22 protein-coding genes are annotated in these 17,496 nt (G+C 67.9%); 8 read left to right on the top strand and 14 right to left on the bottom strand.

The window, feature by feature from the left end; translation table 11 throughout:
• Nucleotides 1-131 precede the first annotated feature (131 nt).
• From JWN21_RS02780 to flgB, 13 genes are all read right to left on the bottom strand, one after another.
• The gene (locus JWN21_RS02780; protein ID WP_299645994.1) at nucleotides 132-1,022 is read right to left on the bottom strand and encodes a flagellar motor protein MotB; all 891 of its coding nucleotides are present in this window, start codon (nucleotides 1,020-1,022) and stop codon (nucleotides 132-134) included.
• Entirely contained in the window at nucleotides 1,022-1,885 is an 864-nt protein-coding gene (gene motA / locus JWN21_RS02775; RefSeq protein WP_299645992.1) for a flagellar motor stator protein MotA, read from the bottom strand. The genes JWN21_RS02780 and motA overlap by 1 nt, the downstream gene beginning before the upstream one ends.
• Nucleotides 1,886-1,975: 90 nt before the next feature.
• On the bottom strand, nucleotides 1,976-2,866 hold the full coding sequence (locus tag JWN21_RS02770) for a flagellin (protein ID WP_299645990.1): 891 nt from the start codon (nucleotides 2,864-2,866) through the stop codon (nucleotides 1,976-1,978).
• Complete coding sequence (flgK, locus tag JWN21_RS02765) at nucleotides 2,866-4,200, bottom strand: flagellar hook-associated protein FlgK (protein WP_299645988.1); 1,335 nt, start codon at nucleotides 4,198-4,200, stop codon at nucleotides 2,866-2,868. Before flgK ends, JWN21_RS02770 begins: the two co-directional genes overlap by 1 nt.
• Nucleotides 4,197-4,493 carry a rod-binding protein gene (locus tag JWN21_RS02760; protein ID WP_299645986.1) on the bottom strand — a complete coding sequence of 99 codons (297 nt, stop codon included), beginning with the start codon at nucleotides 4,491-4,493 and terminating at the stop codon, nucleotides 4,197-4,199. The genes flgK and JWN21_RS02760 overlap by 4 nt, the downstream gene beginning before the upstream one ends.
• Nucleotides 4,490-5,578 carry a flagellar basal body P-ring protein FlgI gene (locus JWN21_RS02755; protein WP_299645984.1) on the bottom strand — a complete coding sequence of 363 codons (1,089 nt, stop codon included), beginning with the start codon at nucleotides 5,576-5,578 and terminating at the stop codon, nucleotides 4,490-4,492. Before JWN21_RS02755 ends, JWN21_RS02760 begins: the two co-directional genes overlap by 4 nt.
• A 157-nt stretch (nucleotides 5,579-5,735) precedes the next feature.
• Entirely contained in the window at nucleotides 5,736-6,452 is a 717-nt protein-coding gene (locus JWN21_RS02750) for a flagellar basal body L-ring protein FlgH (RefSeq protein ID WP_299645982.1), read from the bottom strand.
• Complete coding sequence (gene flgG / locus JWN21_RS02745; RefSeq protein WP_299645980.1) at nucleotides 6,452-7,240, bottom strand: flagellar basal-body rod protein FlgG; 789 nt, start codon at nucleotides 7,238-7,240, stop codon at nucleotides 6,452-6,454. Before flgG ends, JWN21_RS02750 begins: the two co-directional genes overlap by 1 nt.
• A 12-nt stretch (nucleotides 7,241-7,252) precedes the next feature.
• A complete protein-coding gene (locus JWN21_RS02740) occupies nucleotides 7,253-7,999 on the bottom strand; it encodes a flagellar basal body rod protein FlgF (RefSeq protein WP_299645978.1) in 747 nt (248 codons plus the stop codon).
• Nucleotides 8,000-8,022: 23 nt separating this feature from the next.
• Nucleotides 8,023-9,282 (bottom strand): flagellar hook protein FlgE, encoded by a 1,260-nt coding sequence (locus JWN21_RS02735; protein WP_299645976.1) that lies wholly within the window; start codon nucleotides 9,280-9,282, stop codon nucleotides 8,023-8,025.
• A gap of 24 nt (nucleotides 9,283-9,306) precedes the next feature.
• Entirely contained in the window at nucleotides 9,307-9,984 is a 678-nt protein-coding gene (locus tag JWN21_RS02730; RefSeq protein ID WP_299645974.1) for a flagellar hook capping FlgD N-terminal domain-containing protein, read from the bottom strand.
• 2 nt (nucleotides 9,985-9,986) lie between these two features.
• Nucleotides 9,987-10,397, bottom strand: a complete 411-nt coding sequence (gene flgC / locus JWN21_RS02725; protein ID WP_299645972.1) for a flagellar basal body rod protein FlgC — start codon at nucleotides 10,395-10,397, stop codon at nucleotides 9,987-9,989.
• Between the two features lie 3 nt (nucleotides 10,398-10,400).
• Entirely contained in the window at nucleotides 10,401-10,754 is a 354-nt protein-coding gene (flgB, locus tag JWN21_RS02720; RefSeq protein WP_299645970.1) for a flagellar basal body rod protein FlgB, read from the bottom strand.
• 351 nt (nucleotides 10,755-11,105) lie between these two features.
• Here flgB and JWN21_RS02715 point away from each other — a divergent pair, with 351 nt between their 5' ends.
• From JWN21_RS02715 to JWN21_RS02680, 8 genes are all read left to right on the top strand, one after another.
• The gene (locus JWN21_RS02715; RefSeq protein WP_299645968.1) at nucleotides 11,106-11,759 is read left to right on the top strand and encodes a MotA/TolQ/ExbB proton channel family protein; all 654 of its coding nucleotides are present in this window, start codon (nucleotides 11,106-11,108) and stop codon (nucleotides 11,757-11,759) included.
• Nucleotides 11,756-12,241: a flagellar motor protein MotB gene (locus JWN21_RS02710; RefSeq protein WP_299645966.1), complete on the top strand. Its 486-nt coding sequence runs from the start codon at nucleotides 11,756-11,758 to the stop codon at nucleotides 12,239-12,241. The genes JWN21_RS02715 and JWN21_RS02710 overlap by 4 nt, the downstream gene beginning before the upstream one ends.
• Nucleotides 12,238-12,738, top strand: a complete 501-nt coding sequence (locus JWN21_RS02705; RefSeq protein ID WP_299645964.1) for a flagella basal body P-ring formation protein FlgA — start codon at nucleotides 12,238-12,240, stop codon at nucleotides 12,736-12,738. The genes JWN21_RS02710 and JWN21_RS02705 overlap by 4 nt, the downstream gene beginning before the upstream one ends.
• Before the next feature lie 122 nt (nucleotides 12,739-12,860).
• Nucleotides 12,861-13,133, top strand: a complete 273-nt coding sequence (flgM, locus tag JWN21_RS02700) for a flagellar biosynthesis anti-sigma factor FlgM (RefSeq protein ID WP_299645962.1) — start codon at nucleotides 12,861-12,863, stop codon at nucleotides 13,131-13,133.
• Nucleotides 13,120-13,437: a flagellar protein FlgN gene (locus JWN21_RS02695; RefSeq protein ID WP_299645960.1), complete on the top strand. Its 318-nt coding sequence runs from the start codon at nucleotides 13,120-13,122 to the stop codon at nucleotides 13,435-13,437. Before flgM ends, JWN21_RS02695 begins: the two co-directional genes overlap by 14 nt.
• Before the next feature lie 173 nt (nucleotides 13,438-13,610).
• On the top strand, nucleotides 13,611-14,453 hold the full coding sequence (locus tag JWN21_RS02690) for a lytic transglycosylase domain-containing protein (RefSeq protein WP_299645958.1): 843 nt from the start codon (nucleotides 13,611-13,613) through the stop codon (nucleotides 14,451-14,453).
• Nucleotides 14,453-16,516, top strand: coding sequence for a flagellar biosynthesis protein FlhA (gene flhA, locus JWN21_RS02685; RefSeq protein WP_299645956.1), 2,064 nt, complete (start codon nucleotides 14,453-14,455; stop codon nucleotides 16,514-16,516). The genes JWN21_RS02690 and flhA overlap by 1 nt, the downstream gene beginning before the upstream one ends.
• The gene (locus tag JWN21_RS02680; RefSeq protein WP_299645954.1) at nucleotides 16,513-17,265 is read left to right on the top strand and encodes a sigma-70 family RNA polymerase sigma factor; all 753 of its coding nucleotides are present in this window, start codon (nucleotides 16,513-16,515) and stop codon (nucleotides 17,263-17,265) included. Before flhA ends, JWN21_RS02680 begins: the two co-directional genes overlap by 4 nt.
• On the opposite strand, the gene JWN21_RS02675 is transcribed toward JWN21_RS02680, so the two are convergent.
• Nucleotides 17,262-17,496, bottom strand: a 235-nt coding sequence (locus tag JWN21_RS02675) for a hypothetical protein (RefSeq protein ID WP_299645952.1), incomplete at its 5' end; no start/stop codon positions are given. The genes JWN21_RS02680 and JWN21_RS02675 overlap by 4 nt on opposite strands.

Below are 17,496 nucleotides of genomic sequence, written 5' to 3'. Positions count from 1 at the left end.
AGAGGAACAGCCGCACCAGGCGGCACAGTGAGGGCGTGACGCGGGTCCGGACGCCCTCACCTCAAACCCGCGTAGTTCCCTCACCCTGACCGCTGCGCGGTCTGTCCCTCTCCCGCTCGCGGGAGAGAGGGTTAGCTCCCGAACCCGCCCCGGCGATACAGCAGGGTGATCGCCACCCGCCGGTTGCGCGGGTCAGTGGGTGCGTCCTTCACCATCGGCTCGCGATCGGCGACCCCCTCAATCCGCGCGAACCGCGGCTCGGCGATTCCGCCGAGTGCCAGGCGGCGGCGTGTCGCCTCCGCGCGGCCCGATGACAGCATCCAGTTGTTCATCGCGCGCGGATCGCCCCATGGCACCGCGTCGGTGTGGCCGCGGATCATGATCGTGTTGCCCGTGCCGGTGATGGCGGTCGCGATCCTGCCGATCAGCGCCGATGCTTCGGGCGCGAGTGCAGTGGTTCCGAGCGCGAACATCGAATAGTCGGCATTGTCCACCAGATCGATGCGCATGCCCTCGGTGGTCATCACGAATTTTACCTGCGGTGCCAGTTTGCGCAGCTCGGTCGACGCCTGCATCGCCTTTTGCACGTCGCCGCGCATGCGCTCGAAATTCTTGCGGTCCTCATTGCGCAGCGAGCCCTTGTCGCCCGTGCCCGGCTTGTTGCCGCCCGCGCCGGTGACGGGTGTCGCCAGACCCTGCTCGCTGGAGCGACCCGCCTTTTCGCCGATCTTCTGATCCGAGAGCACGGACTCGCCACCGAACAGACCGCTGCCGCCCATGCCGAGCGCGCGGGTGTCGATGATCGTCGGCGCGAAATAATCCGCGATGCCCTTGCGCTGCTTTTCGGTGGTGGCTCCAAGCAGCCATAGCAGGAGGAAGAACGCCATCATCGCAGTGACGAAGTCCGCATACGCGACCTTCCACGCGCCACCGTGGTGAGCGCCGTGACCGCCTTCGATGATCTTCTTGACGATGACGATCTTGGGCGGCTGGTTCGTGCCGTGCGGTGCTCTCGCCGCCATTACCTGCCCCGCAACCCGTCGAACACTTCGGCGAAGGCTGGCTGATTGGCGTGCTTGATGCCCGAGCGCGCGGCCTCGATCACCAGGGGCTGGGGGTGACCGTGCAGCGAGGCGATGATGATCTGCTTGACGACATGATAGATCGCACCGTCCGCGTCGATCACCTGCTTCAGGCGGGACGCGAGCGGCCCGACCATGCCGTACGCCAGCAGCACGCCCAGGAACGTACCCACCAGCGCCGACCCGATCATCCCACCCAGCACGCTGGGCGGCTTGTCGATCGAGCCCATCGTCTTCACCACGCCCAGCACCGCCGCGACGATGCCCAATGCGGGCAGCGCATCGGCGAGCGATTGCAAGGTAGTGTGCGGACCCTCGACCTCGTGGTGATGCGTCTTGATCGCGTTGTCCATCACCTCCTCGACCGCATGCACGTCCAGCGTTCCGCTCGAGACGACGACCAGCCGCAGCGTGTCGGCGATCAGGTTGACCAGCGTGTGATCCTTCAGCAGCCGCGGATATTCGGCGAACAGCGCGGAGGATTGCGGATCCTCGACATGCGGCTCCAGCGCGATCGGACCTTCGGTGCGCAGCATCTTCATCAGTTTCGACACCAGGAAGATGACGTCGAGGAAGTCCTGCTTCTTGTATTTCGGTCCCTTGAAGACCTTGGCCAGGCCGCCGCCCATCGCCTTCAGCTCGGCGGTGGAGTTGCCGATGATCAGCGCGCCGATCGCCGCACCGCCGATGATCAGCATTTCGTGCGGCAGTGCGTGCAGCACGGGGCCGAGCGCACCGCCGGTGATCGCGAAGCCGCCGAACACCATCGCGATCAGGACGACGAAACCGATGGCTGGAAACATTAGGCAACTCCGGCGGCAGCGTGGCGCTTTACCGTTCGGGTCGAGGGTTACCCGCGAATGGTAAGCGGGCGGTTAACCAGCCGCGTCAGCTCAACGCAGATAGTCGAACAGACTGAGCGCCTGCAGCTTGGAAAAGCTCGCCTGCGTCGCCGACAGGATCGTCATCGTCTTCTGCAACTCGGTGATCGCGACGGTGATGTCGGTGTCCTCGAGCCCGGAGCGCAGCGCCTCGCGGTCGATCCCGGTCTGCCGCAACTGCGCCTGCTCTAGCTCGACCCGCGCCGCGCGCGCGCCCAGCGACGCCTGGACGCCCACCACCTGCGTGGCGGCGAGACCGAGCTTGTCCACCGTCGCGGCCGCGGTCGCATCGACGGCGGTGTTCGATCGCAAGGCGGCGGATAGATCGGCAAGGGTGGCCAGCGTGTTGCCGCCAGCCTGAGCGAAGATGCGCGCAGCCGTATCGCCCGGCTGGATCGCCTGACCATCACCGGTCGGGATCGCGCTTGGCAGCGTGCTGGCAAAGACATAGCCGTCTGGGCCGACCGTCAACGCCGCCGCTCCATCAGCACCGCCGAACAGCGGCTGCCCGCGGGTATCGGTGGTGTTGCCCAGGCTGACGAGTTGCGCGACGATCTGATCGAGTTCGTCGGCGATCGCCTGTCGCGCCGTCGCATCGCCCGTGCCGCTGCGTGCACTGATCGCGAGTTCGTTGGCGCGTGTCAGCTGCGCCGTGATCGCGCTCAGCGTCGAATCAGCCTGCGCCAGCACGCCGGCGGCGACATCGAGGTTCTTCATCGACACCTCTGCATCCGCCTCAGCGCGCGCGAGTCCGCTCAGCCGCGTATAGGCGACCGAGTCGTCGGAGGGTGCGGCCAACCGCTTGCCCGTCGCGATCTGCGTCTGCAACGCATCGGCGCGTCCGGTCAGCGTCGCCATTGCGGTCGCCGAACGATCGTAGAAGAGCCTGGTCGAGACCTGCATCAGCGGATATCCAGTATCGTCTGCATGACATCGCGCGCGACCTGAATGACGCGGCTAGACGCCTGATAGGCCTGCTGGAAGCGCATCAGGTCGACCGCCTCCTGATCGAGGTCGACGCCTGACACCGCCGCTTGCGCGGCAATCGCGCCGTCGCGGATCGCGGACTGTGCTTGCGTCACCAGCGCGCGACTCTCCAGCGCCGCGGCATTGCCGGTGACGAGGCCGGTCAGTGCACCCTCCCAGCCGCGCGAGCCGCGTGCGCTATCGAGCACGGCGAGGTTGGCAGCGTCGCGTGTCCCCCCGCCGACAGCGGCGGCGGCGATCCCGCGGGGATCGGTGAGGATAACGCGGAGGTCCGTCGGCGTGTCGCCGACGTCGAACAGCGCAGCACCGGGCTGGCCGTCCAGATCGCGGCCGGCGGCCTGTACGGCGTTCACCTCGGTCACGAAGTCGGTCGCGAGCGCGTCCAGCGATGCGCTCGTGTCGGCGATACGCGTCGCGCCCTCGGCGATGCCTGCCAGCGCGCCACCAACGGGCGTGAAGGTCTGAAAACTGCCACCCTGCTGCATCACCAGCGCGGTCGCGCCGCCCTGCCGGTCGAAGCTGACGTGCCCGGCCTGTGTGCCGATCACGAAAGTGGGACCACTCGCCCCCAGCGTCACCGTTGCGCGGCCGACATGGTCGGTCGCGACGCCGATGTCGGCCAGCGCGCTCATCTGTTCCAGGATCTGGTCGCGCTGGTCGGCGAGCTGCGCCGCAGTGACCCCGCCCGGCCCGGCACGTGCAAGGCCGTCGTTCACCTTGGCGAGCGATTGGCCCAACGCGTTGAGCTGATCGGTGGCTTGTTTGGCGGTCGAGTCGAGTTCGGCCATCGAGCGGTCGAGCGCGCGACCGGTGGCGGCGAACGAGCTTGCCAGCGCAGCCGCACTCTCCAGCAACACCGCGCGTTGCGGCACGCTGGTCGGGTCGGCGGCAAGCGCGCGTGCCGAGGTGAAGAAGGCGGTCAGGCGATCCGACAGGTGGTTGCCGGTGAGCGAACCCTGGATCGCGTCCAGCCACACGCTGCCTGCCTGCGTCCGTGCGAGATCCGCGCCGGCGCTGCGCACGGCACTGGCGCGCCACGCTTCGGCCTCGCGGCTGATACCGGTTACGGTGACGCCGCTGCCGGTGATGCCGCGCCCGGCGATGCCGCCGACCGACGTGACCTGCGCCAGTGTCGTCGTGCGGCGGGTGTAGCCCGCGACGCCGGTGTTGGCGATGTTGTCGCCCACCGTCGTCAACGCGGTCTGATACGCGCGCACGCCGGTAGCGCCAATCGAGAGCATGTCGCTCATACCGGCGGGCCTTCCTCAAGGTCTTGCGCCTTGGCGAGGAACTCGGTCATCGCCTTGCCGATCCCCATCGGCTGCGCCTTGGCCATCGCCTCGGCCACCTTCGTGTCCTGCATGTCGCGGAACGTGTCGAGCGCCTTGGAATCGAACAGCGGGTCGGCGAGCTTCGCCTTGCGCATCGAGGTCAGCATCATGCCGGTGAACACCGCCTCGAACTTCTCGCCGGCCTGTTTCAGGTTCGTCGAGGTCGCGAGGCGGGTGGTGTCGCCGGCTGTCGTCAGCTTGAGGGGCGTCATAGCACGATCAACTCCGCCTTGAGCGCGCCCGCTTCCTTGAGCGCCTCCAGGATCGCAACCAGGTCCGCCGGCGACGCGCCGATCGCGTTCACCGCCTTGACTATGTCGGCGAGGCGGGGGCCGGGGGCGAGCACGAACATCGGCCTCTTTTCCTCCTCGATCGACACGCCGGACCGCTGCTCGACCTTGGTCTCGCCATTGGAGAACGGTGCCGGCTGCACGACGCGCTGCTGCTCGTCGATGCGCACCGTCAGCTTGCCATGCGTCACGGCAGCGGGGCCGACGCGGACGGCGGAGTTGATGACGACGGTGCCGGTGCGTGCGTTGACGATCACCTTGGCGGAGGGTTCTGCGGCAACCACGTCGAGATTCTCGATCCGCGCCATCATGGTCGCGCGGCCCTCGACGCCGGGCAGCGCGCGGACGGAGACGGAAACGGCGTCGATCGCCTGCGCGAGGCCCGGATAGGCGCGGTTGATCGCGCCGGCGACATTCTGCGCGGTGGTCCAGTCGGCGCGCTGGAGATTGAACGTCAGCGTCGGCGTGTCGCCGAACCCGGTCGCGACCTGGCGTTCTACGGTCGCGCCCTCGGGGATACGGCCCGACGAGGGGATGTTGACGACGATCTTCGACCCGTCCGCGCCTTCCGCGCCCAGACCACCGACCGCGAGGTTGCCCTGCGCCATCGCATAGACCTGACCGTCCGCGCCGTAGAGCGGGGTCAGGATCAGCGACCCGCCGCGCAAGGACTTGGCCTTGCCCATCGAGGCGACGGTGATGTCGAGCCGCTGGCCCGGTTTCGCGAAGGGCGGCAGCTCGGCGGTGATCATGACCACGGCGGCGTTCTTCATGCCGGGGTTGGCACCCGGCGGCAGCTGCAGGCCGAAGCGGCTGGCGACCGCCTTCAGGCTCTGTACCGTATATTCCAGATTGTCGTCGCCCGTGCCCGGCAGGCCGACGACGACGCCATAGCCGGTCAGCTGGTTGGCGCGGATGCCCTGGAACGCGCCGAGGTCCTTGATGCGGTCAGCGGAGGCGGGAGTGGCCACAAGGCTGACGAGCAGGGCGAAGAGAAGACGGTACATGGTGTCACGTCCTAAAGAGCAATGGTTACCGAGCCGCTAACCAGAGCAGTCCCCCCAAGCGCCTCCCCGGCGGAAGCCGGCGTCCAGTCGGCCGCGCCGCGGACCAGGCCGCGGCTTCCGCCGGGGAGGGCTGCTAGACCAACCCGTGTCACCGAAATTAGAACGGGCTGATCACCTGGAAGAAGCGGCTGAGCCAGCCCTGCCGGCTGGCGCGCGCGACATCGCCCTTGCCGGTATAGCTGATCTCCGCATCGGCGACGCGCGTCGACGGCACGCGGTTGAGCGCGTCGATGTCGATCGTGCGCACCAGCCCGCGAATGCGGACCCACTCGTCGCCTCGATTGAGCGTCACGCGCTTCTGCCCCTGCACCAGCATGGTGCCGTTGGGGAACACCTGCGCGACCGTCACCGACACCTCGCCCGACAGCGAATTGGCCTGATCGGTCGAGCCGACGCCGTTGAAATTGCGCTTGCCGCTGATCGACGCGTCCGTCGGGTTGAACAGGTTGAGCGGCCCGGTGCTGGGCGGCGTGATGCCGAAGCCGCCGCCGGAGTCGAGCTTGGACGATGCCGATTTCGACGCGGCGGTGCGCTCGACGAGAACGATCGTCAGGGGATCGCCGACGCGGCGCGCGCGCGTGCCCTCGTGCAACGCGGCGTAACCGTCGCCCGCATCGAAGATCGATCCGGTCGCCAGGCGCGGCGGGGGTGCGGGCGGCAGCGGCGCGGTGGCGGCGAACTCGATCGGGGGTTGCTTGCGCTTCGCCTCCGCCGAAGCGGGCACGAACGCAGCGGCGACCAGCGTCGCGGCGAGCGCGGCGAGGCCGAGTTCGATCCAGTGAGCGAATGAGGGTGTCGGGACGCGACTTGCCATCAGATGTTCTGATTGACGTATTTGAGCATGTCGTCGGTCGCCTGGATCATCTTGGAATTGACCTCGTACGCACGCTGGGTCTCGATCATGTCGACCAGCTCCGCGACGACGTTGACGTTCGAGGCCTCCAGCATGCCCTGCCGGATGCGCCCACGCCCCTCCTCCCCGGCCACGCCGAGGCTGGCGGCACCCGAAGAGGCGGTCTCGACCAGGAAGTTGTCGCCGGTCGCCTGCAAGCCGGCGGAGTTGGCGAAGCTCGCGACCTGGATCTGGCCGATATTGGCCGCCTCCGTCTGCCCCGGCACGGTCGCGGAGACGGTGCCGTCGTTGCCGATCGTGATGTTGGTCGTCCCCTCCGGCACGGTGATGCCCGGCTGGACCTGATAGCCTTCGCTGGTCACCAGCAGCCCCTCGGGCGAGCGTGAGAAATTGCCGGCGCGGGTGTAGCCGAGCTGGCCGCCCGGCAGCTGCACCTGGAAATAGCCGTCCCCGTCCAGCGCCAGGTCGAGCGAATTGCCGGTAGTCTGCATCGACCCCTGCGTATCGATCCGCGCCGTGCCTTGGATACGCACGCCCGTGCCGAGGTTCAGCCCGGTGGCGTATTTGCTTTCCGAGGACGACGCCGCGCCCGGCGCGGTGACGAGCTGATAGGCAAGCGTCTCGAACGCGGCGCGGTCCTTCTTGAACCCGGTCGTGTTGACGTTGGCAAGGTTGTTCGAGATCACGCGCATGCGCATGTCCTGGGCATCGAGCCCGGTGCGCGCGACGTGCATGGCTGCGGATGACATCAGTCTTTTCCTTTAGCTCGGCAGGCGCATGATCGATGCGCCGCTTTCGTCCATGTCCTTGGCCGATTTCATGAGGCTGGCCGTCACCTCGTAGCTGCGCTGGTTCTCGATCATGTCGACCAGCATCCGCGTCATGTTGACGTTGGATCCTTCCAGCGCGCCCGCGGTGAGCGTCGCGTCGAGATCGTCGGGCAACGCGCCGCCGCCACGGACGCGGATCAAATTGTCGAGCCCCTTGACGGTGTCCGAACCCTTGGCGCTCGCCAGCTTCAGCCGGTCGACGATCTGCGGCTCGCCGCCACCCGTGGGGACGATCGAGATCGAGCCGTCGCCGGCGATCCATAGCGACTGGTACGGCGGCAGGGTGATCGGCCCGGACTGGCCCATCGCGATGAAGCCGTCGCCGGTCTGCAGCACACCCGAGGGTGCCACCTGCAGATCACCGCGCCGCGTGTAGGCCTCGCTGCCGTCCGGTGCCTGCACTGTCAGCCATGCATCGTTGCCGGTCACCGCGACGTCGAGCGGCCGCCCCGTCTGCATGATCGCGCCCGCCGTGCGATCGGCGTCGATCACCTCTTCGCTGGAGGGGCTGCGCGCCTCCAGCGTCGTGCCGTCGCCCTTGAGCGCGATACGATCGAAGACGACGCGATCGGCGCGAAAGCCGGTGGTGGACGCGTTCGCCATGTTGTTGGCGATCGCGGTCTGCGCCGCCATCCGCGCGCGCAGTCCGCTCGCGGCGGTGTAGACCAGCTTGTCCATCTATCGGCTCCGAGCGTCTGCGATCACGAGCGGATGTTGAAGATGGTCTGCGAGATCTGGCTCGCGGTATCCAGCGCCTTGGCGTTCGCCTGGAAATTGCGCTGCGCCGCGATCAGGCCGACCAGCTCCTCGGTAATATCGACATTCGAGCGTTCGATCGTGCCCGACATCAGGTTGCCGAAGCCACCCGCGCCGGCCGAGCCGAGCTTCGCTTCGCCCGACACGCCGGTCGGCGACCAATAGCTGTTGCCGAGCTGACGCAGGCCGGTCGGGTTGGCGAAGTTCGCCAGCACGACCTGGCCGATCGCCTGCGTGTCACCGTTGGAGAAGCTCGCCCTGACCAACCCGCGCTCGTCGATGGTGACGCCCTGGATCTGACCCACCGCCTTGCCGTCCTGGCTGCGCGCGCCGACATTGAATGGCTGCGCGGTCTGGGTCGTGTCCGCGCCGAAGGTGAAGGAGAATTGCTGCGGGATAGTCGAGCTGGCCACGGTGAACGGATCGAAATTTGTCGCGGTCGGCGTGCCGACCAGCGCGCCGGTGCCGTCGAACGCCAGCGGGATCTTGTCCGCGCCGCCTGACGCCAGCTGCTGGTCGCCGACAAAGGAGAAGACCGACCATTCACTGCCGCCCGCGGTCGCGGTGTCGCGCCGGAAATAGTTGGTCAGCGTCTGTGGATTGCCCTCGCCGTCATAGACCGTGGTCTGCGTCGACTGGTTGTAGCTGGTGGGATCGAAGCGGCTGAACGTGGCCGTCGCGGGCACCGCCGAATTGGCGTTGAGGTTGACCGACATCGTCACCGCGCCCGTCGCCTCGGCAGCGCCGCTGGTCGAGGGCAGACGAAGGGACGTCGCCGAGTCGATCCCTGTCGCGACCACCGTGCCCGAGCCATCGACCGGATACACCTGCAGATGCGCGCCCTGAGCGTCGACGACATAACGGTCCGAGTCGACTTGGAAGCCACCATTGCGCGTGAAATTGACCTTGGCCGCGTCTATGTCCGGCTTGACCGCGAAGAAGCCATCGCCGGAAATGGCGAGATCGAGCGTGTTGGCGCTCTGGATCAGATTGCCCTGCCCGAACTGCTGCCGGTTCGCCTTCACGACCGTACCTGACCCAACCATCTGCGTCGGCGACAGGCTGACCGAGGACGCGATCACGTCGGCGAATTCGGTGCGGCTCTTCTTGAAGCCGTTGGTGCCGACGTTCGCGAGGTTGTGCGAGATGGTCGACATATCGGTCTGCGAGGCCTGAAGGCCGGAGAGCGAGGTATAGAAGGACATCGAATATGCTCCTTTGGAAGTGCTTCAGCCGATCTGGCGAACGGCGGTGACGGGGACCCGGCCGATGCCGGGCAGGGTCAGGACGGCGGCGCCGTTGGCGGTCGAAACCGACTCCACGGGTGCCCAGACGAGGTTGGTGGCGGCGACGGACTTGCCGGCCGCCTGTGCCGACACGCGGACGGTGAACGGCCCCGCGCCGGCGTCATCGCCGGTCGCGGTCTTGCCGTCCCATTCGTAGCTTACAGTGCCGGCCGCCTGCGCGCTCAGCGAACGGCTGTGCAGCACCTGGCCGTTCGCGTCCGCGATCGAGACAGTGACGTCGGTCGCTGCGGCTTCGAGTTCGATTGCGCCGGCGATGCCGCCGGTGGTCCGGCCGTACGCGACCTGACCGGGTGTCAGGACTGTGCGGCCGATGTAGGCGGTCGCGTCGGACACGGTCGTCGCGCCCAACTTTTCGGAGATCGCCTTCAGCGTCGTCGACATCTCCGAGATGCCGGCGAGCGACGAGAACTGCGCCATCTGGGCGACCATCTGCGTGTTGTCGACGGGATCGAACGGATCCTGGTTCTGCAGCTGCGCTGTCATCAGCTTGAGAAAGTCGGACTGGCCCAGCGCCGCCGACGCGTTCGGCTGTACGACCGGACCGGTGTTCGCGCGCTGGATGCCGAGGCCCGCGAGCGTGGTGTCGAAAGAACTCGCCATGATCAGCGACCCAGCTTCAGCGTGTCGATGACGAGCGACTTGGCGGTCTGCATCACCTCGACATTGTTCTGGTAAGAGCGCGCGGTCTCCATCATGTCGACCAGCTCGCGCGTCTCGTCGACCGCCGCCTCGAAGATGTTGCCGTCCTTGTCCGCGAGCGGATTGGACGGATCGTAGCGCTTGGTCGGTGCCTCGCCGGCGGTTACGATGCGCTCGACATCGACGGTGGCGAGGCCGCTGGCGGCGTCGAATTGGGTGCGGAACACCGGCTTCATCGTCCGGTATGCGGCCTCGGCCGTCGTCGCGGTGGCACCGGCGTTGGCGAGGTTCGACGCGGTGGTGTTCATCCTGACGAGCTGCGCCGACATGGCACGGCCCGCGACCTGGAACACGGAGAGCGGCTGGCTGCCCATGGCTTATTCCCCCTTCAGCGCGCGCGAGATGGTGGAGATGCGGCCGTTCAGGAACGACAGCGTGGTCTGATACTGGATCGCGTTCTCGGCAAACGCAGTCTGCTCGTGGGAGAGCTCGACGGTGTTGCCGTCCATCGAGGTCTGCGTCGGAACGCGATAAAGCGTCGCGGCCGACATATCGCTGCCTCCCCCGATCTTGGCATTCTCCATCAGCTGCAACGCGGCGCGGAAGTCGATGTCCTTCGCCTTGAAGCCGGGCGTCGAGGCATTGGCGATGTTCGACGCGAGCACGCCCATGCGCGCGCCCCGCACCTGCAGCGCCGCGCCATGCACTCCGAACAGACTGTCTGTGGCCATCGGCCTCGCTCCACACGCCCCAACGGCGTTCGGCGGGGTAAAAGCAATGGCCGTGCCAAGTGGGGTTCACGGGGCTGGATTGCCGGCTGTCGTTGATGTCGGCATCAGAGCGGCAGCTCATAGCGGCAAGAGCTTGCCGGTTGCCGGTGGCGAGTTGCCGGTCATCTCCTCTCCCGCATGCGGAAGAGGGACAGACGCAGGCGGGCGGGTGAGGGTACGACGGGAGAGTAACAGGGGTCGTTTCTCGGAACTCACGTCAGACCCTCACCCTGGCTTGCTGGCGCAGGCCGGTCCCTCTCCTTCATGCGGGAGAGGGCAAAGGTGGCACGGTGCTTGCTTATGTCGCCACGCATGCAAGTCGCCACCTTCCTCGATCCCGTTGCGCTGGCCCTCGTCGGCGGCGGCACCATGCTGGCCGCCCTCCTCCGCACGCCTGCGCATGACCTCGTGCGGAGTGTCAAAGCTTTGCGGACGCTGCCGCGCCATCCTTTCACGGCCGAGCCGCTACTCCACCAAATCGCCGCACAAGGGCGGATCGCGCACCGCCATGGCGTGATGGCACTCGATCGCTCCGTCATTACCGATCCCGATGTCGCCGCCGGCCTTGCCGCCGTGGTGGACGGGGCAACCCCGGCTGGGGTCGCCGCGCTGCTCAGCCACCGCAGCCACAAGCGCATGGAGCGCCACGCCGCCGCCGCCGATGTCTGGGCGGCCGCCGCCGAGACTGCGCCTGCGATGGGGATGATCGGCACGCTGATTGGCCTGGCCGCCATGTTCGCGAGCATGACCGACCCCGCCGCCATCGGCGGCGCGATGGCAGTCGCTTTGCTCGCCACCTTGTACGGCGCGCTGCTCGCCAATCTGGTCGCTCTTCCGATCGCGCATCGCCTGCGCGCCGCCGCCCGCACGGAAGCGTTCGAGCGCGCGCGCCTGGCGGAGCCGCTGGCCGCGCTCGCCCACCGCGAGGCGCCCAAGAGCCTCTCAGGCACCCGGATCGCGGCGTGACCCCGGGGCACTCTGGCGATCCGCTGCCACCCCCCGTGGGCAAGCCGCTGTGGCTGATGACGCTCGCTGACCTTGCCTTGCTGCTGGTCGGCTTCCTCGTCCTGATCCAGGCGACCACCGACCGCGACGCGCTCGCGCGCGGCCTGCGCGACGCCTTTGGCCGGATCGAGACCGCGCCCATTCCCGTTGCGGCTGCGGTCGCAAGTTTCGCGCCGGGTTCGGCGGTACTCACCGACCCGGCCACGCTCGTCAGCTGGGCGCGAACCGAGCTGCGCGATCCGCGCGTGACGATCACGGTTACGGGCGCAGCCGAGGCAAGCGAAGGCGTGCTGCTCGCCGTCGATCGTGCCCGCGCCGTGCTCGCCGCGCTGGTTGCCGCCGACCTTCCCGCCGAACGCCTCCAGCTCGCCACTGCGCGCAGCCCCGGCCGGCGCGCGACGCTCACCCTCGCCTTTGCCGGCGAACCGAAAGCCCAGCCATGATCCTCACCCTGCTCGCGGCCGCCGCCTTTCAGCCCACTCCCACGCTCGACCGCGCCGTCGCCAGCTTCACCGGCCATGCCATTGGCGAGGAAGGCGGCGCGCGCATGGCTGTGGACCCGCGACTGCGCCTCGCCGCCTGCCCGACCGTCGCGCTGTCGTGGCGCTCTGCGGTCCAGGACGCGGTGGTGGTGACCTGCAGCGGTCCCGACTGGCGGATCTTCGTTCCGGTCCGCCGCGCGACTCCGGTGCCTACCGCACCCGCCGCTGGGACGCCTGCATCGGCCATTGTCGCCAAGGCCGAACCGGTGATCCGCCGTGGCGATCCCGTGCTGATCGAAGCCGGACAGGACGGCTTCTCCATCACTCGCCAGGGCCTTGCGCAAGCCGATGCGGTGCCCGGCGGCCGCGTGGCCGTTCGCGTCGACGGCACGGCGCAACCGGTACAAGCCGTCGCGATCGATACTGGGCGCGTCACGCTGCCCGGCTGGACACGCTGAGCGCGGCGTTAAGCACCTCCGGCAGAAAGCGCTTAAGCCGCACTCATTACGGCCGTTTACTCTGGCGACAGGCGCAAGCGAACAGGGGTGCGGTCATGATGGACGCAGTGAGGACGAAGGGAGTGGCGACCGACAGGGCCGTTGCACGCGTGCTCGCCGCTCAGGCGGCAACGCCTGCGTCGGCACCGACCAGTCCACCGCAAGCGCCCGCTGCCGATATGGCGAGGCTGAGCGGCATCCGCGCCGAGCTGTCCGCTCGCCCGCCCGTGGATGGCGAGCGCGTCGCGCAGATCAAGCGCGCGATCGCCACCGGCACCTTTCCCATCCTGCCCGCGACCATCGCAGACCGGCTCCTCGCGGTGCGCTACGAGTGGATGTCCGATGAGCAGGCGTGACGCGCTGACCCGCGTCATCGACGCGCTGCACGCGGAGATCGGCGCGCTGAAGTCGAACGACGTCGCCGCACTGGAGCGCGCCACGGCAGACAAGCTTCTACATCTGGACGCGGTCGCCGCCGCCGGTGTCGGCCCTGCTGGTCCGGAACTGCGCGAGCTGGCCGACGAGGCCAACCGGCTGAACGAGACCGCGCGAATCTACGTCAACCTGATGGCGGCAAATGTCCGCCGCCGCCTGCAGACTTTGACCGGCGAGAGCGGCAATGCTGGGTATCGTTCGATGGTGGCTGCGGCTTACTGCTGACCTGAAATCCTCCCTCGGAGGGGGGAGGTGGCAGCGCGCAGTGCTGACGGAAGCGGCTCTCGACCGAAGGCACCGCTGGTGGCTGCCCCCTCCACCACTCGCTACGCGAGCGGTTCGACTGCCCGTCCCAGCGGAGGGTTTGAGAATGGCATAGCGCTTGCAGTGCTGAGCGCATGCCAGCCGTCACTCCCGTTGCCGCCGCCCGAGTCCAATCCGCGATCGCGCTCGCTGCGAACCGAACCGGCGTCGATTTCGGCTACCTGCTCGGCCAAGCCAAGCTCGAGTCCGGTCTCAACGCATCGGCACGCGCGGGCACGTCCTCGGCGACCGGTCTGTACCAGTTCATCGAACAGAGCTGGCTCGCGGTCGTAAAGAAGCACGGGGGCGAACACGGCCTGGGTTGGGCGGCGAACAACATCCAGCGGCTGCCGAGCGGCCGTTACACCGTCGGTGACGCCGGCACGCGCCAGGCGATCCTGAACCTTCGCACCAGTCCTGAGGTCGCCAGCTTGATGGCGGCCGAGCATGCCGGCGACAACAAGGCGGTGCTGGAGCGCAAGCTCGGGCGTCCCGCCACGGGCACCGACCTGTACATGGCGCATTTTCTGGGGCTGGGCGGCGCGTCCAAGTTCCTGACCAAGTTGCAGAACGACCCGCGCGCCTCTGGTGCGGACATGTTCCCGCAGGCCGCCGCTGCCAACCGCAACGTCTTCTACGACAAGGCCGGGCAACCGCGCAGCCTCACCGCCATCTACCAGCGCTTCACCGACAAGCTGGGCGCTAGCGCCGCCTCGGCAGGGCAGACGGCGATCGCGCATGCCACCAAGGCGATCGAGCTGGACGGCGCCACGATCATCAACGGCGCGGGCGAGAGCAGCGCGCAGGCGATGGAATGGGCGGCGACCACGCTCGGCCGGATCGGCCGGCAGACCATCGATACCGCAAGCGTGCTCCGCCCGACGCCCGATACGGCGCGGCTCGCCTATCTGATGCTCGCGGGCATGGGGACCCGTTGATGGGCCGCTTCCTTCCCGGCGCGCGTGCCAGCGCGCTGCCGGTCGCCATCCTGCTGCTCGTCCTGGTGATGATGGTCCCCATCCCCAAGCAGCTGCTCGACGTCTTCTTCATCACCAACATCGCGATCAGCCTCGCCGTGCTGATGGTCGCGTTGAACGCGCGCAAGCCGCTCGACTTCTCCTCCTTTCCGACCGTGCTGCTGTTCGCGACGCTGTTCCGGCTTGGCCTCAACGTCGCCTCGACGCGCGTCGTGCTGGTCCATGGACACGAGGGCGAGGCTGCGGCGGGGCATGTCATCGAGGCGTTCGGGACGTTCCTGATCGGCGGCGATTACGTCGTCGGCATCTTCGTGTTCGCGATCCTGATGATCATCAATCTGATCGTCGTCACCAAAGGCGCGGGCCGTGTGTCCGAAGTGTCGGCGCGGTTTACGCTCGATGCGCTGCCCGGCAAGCAGATGGCGATCGACGCCGACCTCAACGCAGGGCTGCTGACGCCCGACGAAGCCAAGGCGCGGCGCATCGAGGTGTCGACCGAGGCCGATTTCTACGGCGCGATGGATGGCTCGTCCAAGTTCGTGAAGGGCGATGCGATCGCAGCACTGCTGATCCTGGCAGCGAACATTATCGGCGGTTTGATCCTGGGGCCACTCAGCCACGGCATGTCGATCGGCGACGCCGCGCGGACGTATGTGCTGCTTGCGATCGGCGATGCGCTGGTGGCGCAGCTGCCCTCGCTGATGCTGTCGATCGCCGCCGCGATGATCGTCACCCGCGTCGCCTCGACCCACGATCTGGCGGGCCAGATTGGCACGCAGTTCGGCGCGTCGCGGACGTGGACGCCGGTCGCGGTGATACTCGGGCTGCTCGGCGTGCTGCCGGGGATGCCGCATTTCGTCATTCTGCCCGCTGCCGCCATCGCCGGGTTCGCGGCGTGGAAGTTGCGGCAGATCGAGCGGCGGCCCGCACCGGTCGAAGTTGCGGTTGCCGAGGTCGTCGACCCGTCGCGGATCGGCTGGGACGAGGTCACCGACGCGCAGCAGGTCAACATCGACATCGGCTATGGCCTGGTGCCGCTGGTCGACGAGCGGCGCGGCGGACCGCTGATGGGGCGCATCACCGGCGTGCGGCGGCAACTGTCGAAGGAGCTCGGCTTCGTCGTCCCGCAGGCACGCGTGCGCGACGACATCAATGTCGGGCCGTACAGCTATCGCATCGTCATCAATGGCGTCTGCGTCGGCGAGGATCAGGTCTCGCCCGACGACATGCTCGCGCTCGACACGGGGCAGGCGGTCGGCTCGCTGATGGGCAAGACGGTCAAGGACCCGACCTTCGGCCTCGACGCGACCTGGATCGCCAAGGGCGACGCGGACGCGGCGACCGGCATGGGGTTCCTGGTGGTCGATCCGGGCACCGTGATCGCGACGCACCTCAATCATCTGCTGGGCAGCCACGCCGCCGACCTGCTGGGGCCGGACGAGGTCCAGTCGCTGCTCGACGGGCTGAAGGATCGCGCCGGGCATCTGGTGGCGTCGCTGACCCCGCAGCCGCTGCCGCTCACCACCTTGACGCAGGTGCTCAAGGGGCTGCTCGCCGAGGGCATTGCGCTCAAGGAATTCCGCCGCATCGCGTCCGCCATCGCGGTCGCGGCGCAGCGCACGCAGGACGCCGAAGACCTGCTGGAGCTGATCCGCCCGGCGCTGGGCGCGTTGATCATCCAGAAGCTGTGCGGCGTGCGCGAGCCGTTGCGCGTGATGACGCTGGAGGGGCAGCTGGAAGGCTTGCTCGGCCAGGCGATGCGCGCCGACACGCAGCGCCGCCACGTCATCGAACCCGATCTGGGCCGCCGCATCGTCGACGCGCTGCAACGCGCGGCACAGCCGCTGGTCGCGGAGGCCAAGCCCTTCGCGCTGGTGGTGCAGCCCGCGATCCGCGTCGCGATCCGCAAGCTCGTCCGCACCTGCCTGCCCGACACGCCCGTCCTCTCCTTCTTCGAGGTGCCCGAGGAGAAGCAGGTCGAGGTCGTCGCGGTGATCGGCGCCCCCGGAGCCCTCCCGGCATGACCTTTCAGTCCACCTCCGAGGCGTTCGCCGACGCCGCGCCCCTCACCTACGCGCCCCAGAAATCCATCGGGCCGCGCGTCGACGCGAACGCGCTCGTCCGCCAGCACCTGCCGCTGGTCCGCAAGCTCGCCTGGCATGTCCACGGCTCGATGAGCACGCTGATCGACATCGAGGATCTGGTCCAGGTCGGCCTGGTAGCCTTGGTGGAAACGATGCGACAGGAGCCCGAACAGGGCCCGGCATTCCGCGCCTACCTCGTCACCCGCCTGCGCGGCGCGATGATCGACGAACTGCGCCGCCAGGCCACCTCGACCCGCGGCGCGATGCGCCGCCACCGCCAGTACAAGAGCGCGGTCGCCGCCCTCACCCAGCAAACGGGCCACGCCCCGGGAGAAGCCATGATCGCCGCACATCTGGGCATCGGGGTCGACAAGCTCCGCGCCGACTACGTCACCGCCGACGCGATCAAATTCGACTCGCTCGACGAGGTCTATGCCGACGACGTGCCCTGGTTCGCCGACGATGCGCCCGACGCCTTCGCCAACCTCGCGGAGGGCGAGTTGCGCGACAAGCTGATCGCCGCGATCTCCGCCTTGCCCGAGCGCGAGGCGATGGTGGTGCAGCTATACTATGTCGAGGAACTGAACCTCGAAGAGATCGGTGAGGTGCTGGGCGTCGGCGCCGCGCGCGTCTGCCAGATCAAGGCGGCGGCGCATGGGCGGTTGAAGAAGGCGTTGGGGAACATCTAACGCGAAGCCGGCACCAGCTTGCGCGCCGCCGCTACGGCATGACGCGCGGCCTCCTGGAGAACCGGGACCGGATCATCCGGACCGTTCAACACACCTGCTTTGACGTACACCCAATCAGCCGCATCATGTTTTGCGAAGGTGGTAGGCAACGCTTGCAGCAAAGCCTTCTGCTTAAACTCGTCGACCCGGAAAGACAGCTCCGTCTTGGTTCGCGATATTTCAACATCTGCC

Source organism: Sphingomonas bacterium (assembly GCF_028292945.1).
Taxonomy (GTDB): Bacteria; Pseudomonadota; Alphaproteobacteria; order Sphingomonadales; family Sphingomonadaceae; genus Sphingomonas.
This window is presented reverse-complemented; position numbering and strand designations above follow the sequence as displayed.

Bases quoted from the DNA above. Each gene is read 5' to 3' on its own strand.
- JWN21_RS02780 (WP_299645994.1), bottom strand. From the start codon at position 1,022: ATGGCGGCGAGAGCACCGCACGGCACGAACCAGCCGCCCAAGATCGTC.
- motA (WP_299645992.1), bottom strand. From the start codon at position 1,885: ATGTTTCCAGCCATCGGTTTCGTCGTCCTGATCGCGATGGTGTTCGGC.
- JWN21_RS02770 (WP_299645990.1), bottom strand. From the start codon at position 2,866: ATGCAGGTCTCGACCAGGCTCTTCTACGATCGTTCGGCGACCGCAATG.
- flgK (WP_299645988.1), bottom strand. From the start codon at position 4,200: ATGAGCGACATGCTCTCGATTGGCGCTACCGGCGTGCGCGCGTATCAG.
- JWN21_RS02760 (WP_299645986.1), bottom strand. From the start codon at position 4,493: ATGACGCCCCTCAAGCTGACGACAGCCGGCGACACCACCCGCCTCGCG.
- JWN21_RS02755 (WP_299645984.1), bottom strand. From the start codon at position 5,578: ATGTACCGTCTTCTCTTCGCCCTGCTCGTCAGCCTTGTGGCCACTCCC.
- JWN21_RS02750 (WP_299645982.1), bottom strand. From the start codon at position 6,452: ATGGCAAGTCGCGTCCCGACACCCTCATTCGCTCACTGGATCGAACTC.
- flgG (WP_299645980.1), bottom strand. From the start codon at position 7,240: ATGTCATCCGCAGCCATGCACGTCGCGCGCACCGGGCTCGATGCCCAG.
- JWN21_RS02740 (WP_299645978.1), bottom strand. From the start codon at position 7,999: ATGGACAAGCTGGTCTACACCGCCGCGAGCGGACTGCGCGCGCGGATG.
- JWN21_RS02735 (WP_299645976.1), bottom strand. From the start codon at position 9,282: ATGTCCTTCTATACCTCGCTCTCCGGCCTTCAGGCCTCGCAGACCGAT.
- JWN21_RS02730 (WP_299645974.1), bottom strand. From the start codon at position 9,984: ATGGCGAGTTCTTTCGACACCACGCTCGCGGGCCTCGGCATCCAGCGC.
- flgC (WP_299645972.1), bottom strand. From the start codon at position 10,397: ATGGGCAGCCAGCCGCTCTCCGTGTTCCAGGTCGCGGGCCGTGCCATG.
- flgB (WP_299645970.1), bottom strand. From the start codon at position 10,754: ATGGCCACAGACAGTCTGTTCGGAGTGCATGGCGCGGCGCTGCAGGTG.
- JWN21_RS02715 (WP_299645968.1), top strand. From the start codon at position 11,106: ATGCAAGTCGCCACCTTCCTCGATCCCGTTGCGCTGGCCCTCGTCGGC.
- JWN21_RS02705 (WP_299645964.1), top strand. From the start codon at position 12,238: ATGATCCTCACCCTGCTCGCGGCCGCCGCCTTTCAGCCCACTCCCACG.
- JWN21_RS02695 (WP_299645960.1), top strand. From the start codon at position 13,120: ATGAGCAGGCGTGACGCGCTGACCCGCGTCATCGACGCGCTGCACGCG.
- JWN21_RS02690 (WP_299645958.1), top strand. From the start codon at position 13,611: ATGCCAGCCGTCACTCCCGTTGCCGCCGCCCGAGTCCAATCCGCGATC.
- flhA (WP_299645956.1), top strand. From the start codon at position 14,453: ATGGGCCGCTTCCTTCCCGGCGCGCGTGCCAGCGCGCTGCCGGTCGCC.
- JWN21_RS02680 (WP_299645954.1), top strand. From the start codon at position 16,513: ATGACCTTTCAGTCCACCTCCGAGGCGTTCGCCGACGCCGCGCCCCTC.